Source organism: Tabrizicola sp. (assembly GCF_051645465.1).
Classification (GTDB): domain Bacteria; phylum Pseudomonadota; class Alphaproteobacteria; order Rhodobacterales; family Rhodobacteraceae; genus Tabrizicola.
In genome coordinates, this window is sequence record NZ_JBOFBI010000102.1 from 1 (window position 1) to 4060 (window position 4060).

Here is a 4060-nt window from a genome sequence, read left to right on the forward strand (position 1 = left end):
CGCCCCCCGATCCTGTTCCTCAAGTCATAAACAGTCACGTCGCACTTATCACCGCGCAACAATATTTCAAACCCTGCATTTCTCACGCGTCGCCGCGTCACTTTCGCCCGATCCAGCGGTGGGTCCGCGCCGCCCAATCGTCGAAGTCGGCTCCGAAGGCCGCCTTCAGGCGCGCTTCCTCGTCCTGGATGAACCGCAGTTGAATCAGCAAGACGAACGTCAACACCAAAGGCAGCGCCAGTATCGCGTCCAGCCACAGCACCGCACCCAGAAGGATCAATGCGTCCGCGAAGTAGATCGGGTTCCGCGAAAGGCTGAAAAGCCCGGTCGTGACCAAGGCGTTCGGATCCCGGCGCGGGATGATCGTCGTGCGTGAGAGCAACATCTGCACGGCGGCCCCGGCCATGATCCCGATCCCAACCGTGACCAACGCCTTCCCGACCCAGTCTCCGACCACGCCGAAGAGGGTCGGCGAAACGAACGACAGCACCCAGGCCACCGCGACATGCAGGGCAAGCCAGCTTGGCGGAATGTCGATCTCGGCAAGAAGGGGGCGCACGGCGTTCTCCTTTGGGCCGATCTAGACAGAGGCACTTCCCGCGCGCAACCCCACCGGTCCAGGTTTGTCGCCCGGAAGATCGATTGGTCCCGAAGGGCACTTCTTACCGAAAAGCTAACGTGCGCCCGCAAGCCATTGATTTTCCTTGCCTGGAAAAATTGTGCACTGTGCCCACCCCCCAATCACATGTCTCGACAACCGCTCCTCCAGGCCCGATAAAGCAGCGAAGAGGAGACCCCGAATGCCCACCGATTTCGCCGCCACGAAAAGCCTCTTCCACCTGCCCGAGGGGGTGATCTACCTCGACGGCAACTCCCTCGGCCCCATGGTCAAGACGGCCCCCGCCCGGATGGCCCGGGCGATGGAGGGGGAATGGGCCGAGCTTCTGATCCGCGGCTGGAACAAGGCCGGCTGGATGGCCCAGCCAGCGGTCCTCGGCGACCGGATCGGCAGGCTGATCGGTGCCGCCCCCGGAACGGTGGTCCTCGGCGACACCCTCTCGATCAAGGTCTACCAGGCCCTCGCCTCGGCCCTGGAGATGAACCCCAAACGCAAGGTCATCCTCTCCGACACCGGCAACTTCCCCTCCGACCTCTACATGGCCGAAGGCCTCTGCCGCACCCTCGGCGGCCAGTACCGGCTGAAGACGGTGGCCCCCGAAGAGGTCATGTCCGCGATCGACGATACCGTCGCCGTGACCCTCATCACCGAAGTCGACTACCGCACCGGCCGCCGTCACCACATGGGCGACATCACCAAGCGCGCGCATGAGATGGGGGCGCTCACGATCTGGGACCTCGCCCACAGCGCCGGCGCCCTCCCCGTCGACCTGACCGGCACCAAGGCCGACTTCGCCGTCGGCTGCACCTACAAGTACCTCAACTCCGGCCCCGGCGGCCCCGCTTTCATCTACGTGGCCCCCCGCCACGCCGAGACCGCCCGCCCCGCCCTCTCCGGCTGGCTTGGCCACGAAGCCCCCTTCGCCTTCGACCTCGCCTACCGCCCCGGTCGCGGGATCGAGCGGATGCGCGTCGGCACGCCCCCCGTCCTCCAGATGGCCGCCCTGGAAGCCGCACTCGACGTCTGGGACGGTGTCGACATGACCGAGGTCCATCTCCAGTCCCTCCGCCTGCAGGACCAGTTCATCAAGGCCATCGGAACCCGCGCGCCCATGCTGCAACTCGCCACCCCCCGCTCACACCTGATGCGCGGCAGCCAGGTCAGCTTCCGTCACCCTGAAGGCTACGCCATCATGCAAGCCCTGATCGCCGAGGGCGTGATCGGCGATTTCCGCGCCCCTGATATCCTGCGCTTCGGCTTCACACCGCTTTACATCGACGATGACGACGTCGCCCAGGCGGTGAACAGGCTCGCCAAGATCATGGACTACGGCAGCTGGGACAAGCCGGAGTTCAAACAGCGTGCGCTGGTGACCTGAGGGACCGACGCGCTACCACATTCCAAACCAATCTCATTTTGACCGAGGCCACATGATCCGCTCCATTTGTATCGCCCTAGCCTTGGCCACCGCTCTGGCCCAACCCGCATCTGCCGACCCCCCGGTCTTTAAGCGGGGACTTAACATCGATCTCTGGATCGATTGGCTCCCCGTCGCCGACATGCTCGCGAAGCCGGGCTACCTTGACCCCTATCCCGACTGGCGCAAGTCCATCACGCCCGATATGTTCAGCCTTCTCGCCAAGAACGGCTTTGACTTTGTCCGTGTGCCAGTAGACCCCGCGCCGATGCTGGCCCTCGGACCGGGCGAGGCGCAGGACGCCCTGATCGCCGACATGCGCGAAGGTGTCGAAGTGGCGCTCGCGGCGGGCCTCAAGGTGGTCGTCGACATGCATCCTATCCCCCGGCCCGCCGAACCCTGGGGCCTCGACGGCATACAGGACGCGCTCTGGCCCGACTACGTGACGCTCATCGGTCGGATCGCCACGGCGCTGGACGGATTGCCACCGGACCGGGTCGCCTTCGAGCTCCTGAACGAGCCGACCATCGACTGTGAGGGCGTCTTCATGGGCGCTCCGCAAAGATGGCCCGCGATGCAGGCCGACCTCCATGCCGCGGCCCGCAAAGGTGCCCCCGACCTCGCCCTCGTCCTGACCGGCGCCTGCTGGAGCCAGGCTGGCGCCCTCAAGGCGCTCGACCCTACACTGATCCCGGATGACAACGTCATCTGGACCTTCCACAGCTATTCCCCCTACGTCTACACCCACCAGGGTGCAATGTGGGCCCCGCCTCCCGCGAAATACATCTGGGACCTGCCCTATCCGCCCTCGCTGATGACGCCCGAAATCGCAGCCAAGCTTGCCGCCGACGCCGAAGCGCGGATGATGGCAGCCGAAGGCCAGGCCGACGCCGAGGCCATCGCCGCCGAAATCAAGACTTACAGCGAGACCCCCGATCGCGCCGTCGCCGACGACATCGCGGTTATCGCCGCCTGGGCCGATACGCATGGCATCCCCCGCAATCGGGTGCTCCTCGGCGAATTCGGCGCGCTCCACACCGTGGACGGGTCGTCCCTGCCGCGGGAATGGTACCATGCCTTCCTCGCACACAAACGCGGGTCCGCCGAAGCCGCCGGCATGGGCTGGGCGGTGCTGGGCTATGCGGGGGGCATGGGCGTGTCCATCGACGGCGACCCTCTGCGCGACCTCGCCCCCGAGACATGCCAGGCGCTCGGGCTTCAGCCCTGCAGCGACTGACCCGCCTGGCCGCGGGATTTCGCTGACACGGGCCGCAGGTGTTTGCAGCCCGCAACGAATGCGCTTGGATAGCCGAAACGGGAGAAGCGCATGATCAGATGCTCGGGCCTTGTCGCCGCACTTGCCGTCGCCTTGCCGGTTCAGGCCGAAACCGCCGCCGACCGCTTCCAGCCGAAACGCGGGCTGGGCCTTGAAGTCTGGAACGAATGGCTGACGACCGAGGATATGGTCACCCGCCCCGGCTTTCTGGATGTCTATCCTGACTGGCGGAAAGTGATCCCCTTTGAGGCCGTGATGGACCTGAAGGCCAAGGGGTTCGACTTCGTCCGCCTGCCGTTCGACCCGGCACCCCTCCTTCGGCTGGGGCCGGGCGAGGCGCAGGATGCTCTGATCGATCAGATTCAGTTGACCGCCAGCCTCGCGCAGGACGCAGGGCTGAAAGTGATCGTCGATCTCCACTCGATCCCCCGGCGAGATGAGACCTGGGGCACGGATGACATCGTCGGCAACCCGCAGCTTTTCGATGCGCATGTCGCTTTGGCGGGCAAGGTCGCAGCGCGGCTTCACGGCATGGACCCGGACCGCACGGCGCTTGAGCTTCTGAACGAACCAACCGGCGACTGTGACGCGATCTGGCAGAAGACCGGCCCCATGCTCTGGCCCGATCAGCTGACCCGCCTCCACGCTGCCGCACGCGCAGCCGCCCCCGACTTGCCGCTGATCCTGTCGGGTGCCTGCTGGGGCGGTACGGACGGGCTGGAACAGATCGACACTGCGCTCATCGGCG

4 protein-coding genes are annotated in these 4060 nt (G+C 65.8%); 3 read left to right on the top strand and 1 reads right to left on the bottom strand.

Features of this window, described 5'->3' with window-relative positions:
* Positions 1–97: 97 nt before the first annotated feature.
* Complete coding sequence (locus ACRCSW_RS06640) at positions 98–559, bottom strand: methyltransferase family protein (RefSeq protein WP_438703632.1); 462 nt, start codon at positions 557–559, stop codon at positions 98–100.
* A 241-nt stretch (positions 560–800) separates the two neighbouring features.
* Here ACRCSW_RS06640 and kynU point away from each other — a divergent pair, with 241 nt between their 5' ends.
* From kynU to ACRCSW_RS06655, 3 genes are all read left to right on the top strand, one after another.
* Positions 801–1997 carry a kynureninase gene (kynU, locus tag ACRCSW_RS06645; RefSeq protein ID WP_438703633.1) on the top strand — a complete coding sequence of 399 codons (1197 nt, stop codon included), beginning with the start codon at positions 801–803 and terminating at the stop codon, positions 1995–1997.
* A gap of 52 nt (positions 1998–2049) precedes the next feature.
* On the top strand, positions 2050–3273 hold the full coding sequence (locus ACRCSW_RS06650; protein ID WP_438703635.1) for a glycoside hydrolase family 5 protein: 1224 nt from the start codon (positions 2050–2052) through the stop codon (positions 3271–3273).
* Positions 3274–3363: 90 nt separating this feature from the next.
* Positions 3364–4060 (top strand): cellulase family glycosylhydrolase (locus tag ACRCSW_RS06655; RefSeq protein WP_438703637.1); only part of this gene is annotated, 697 nt, incomplete at its 3' end.

Excerpts from the sequence above, each read along its gene's own strand:
- ACRCSW_RS06650 (WP_438703635.1), top strand. The coding sequence starts at position 2,050 with ATGATCCGCTCCATTTGTATCGCCCTAGCCTTGGCCACCGCTCTGGCC.
- kynU (WP_438703633.1), top strand. The coding sequence starts at position 801 with ATGCCCACCGATTTCGCCGCCACGAAAAGCCTCTTCCACCTGCCCGAG.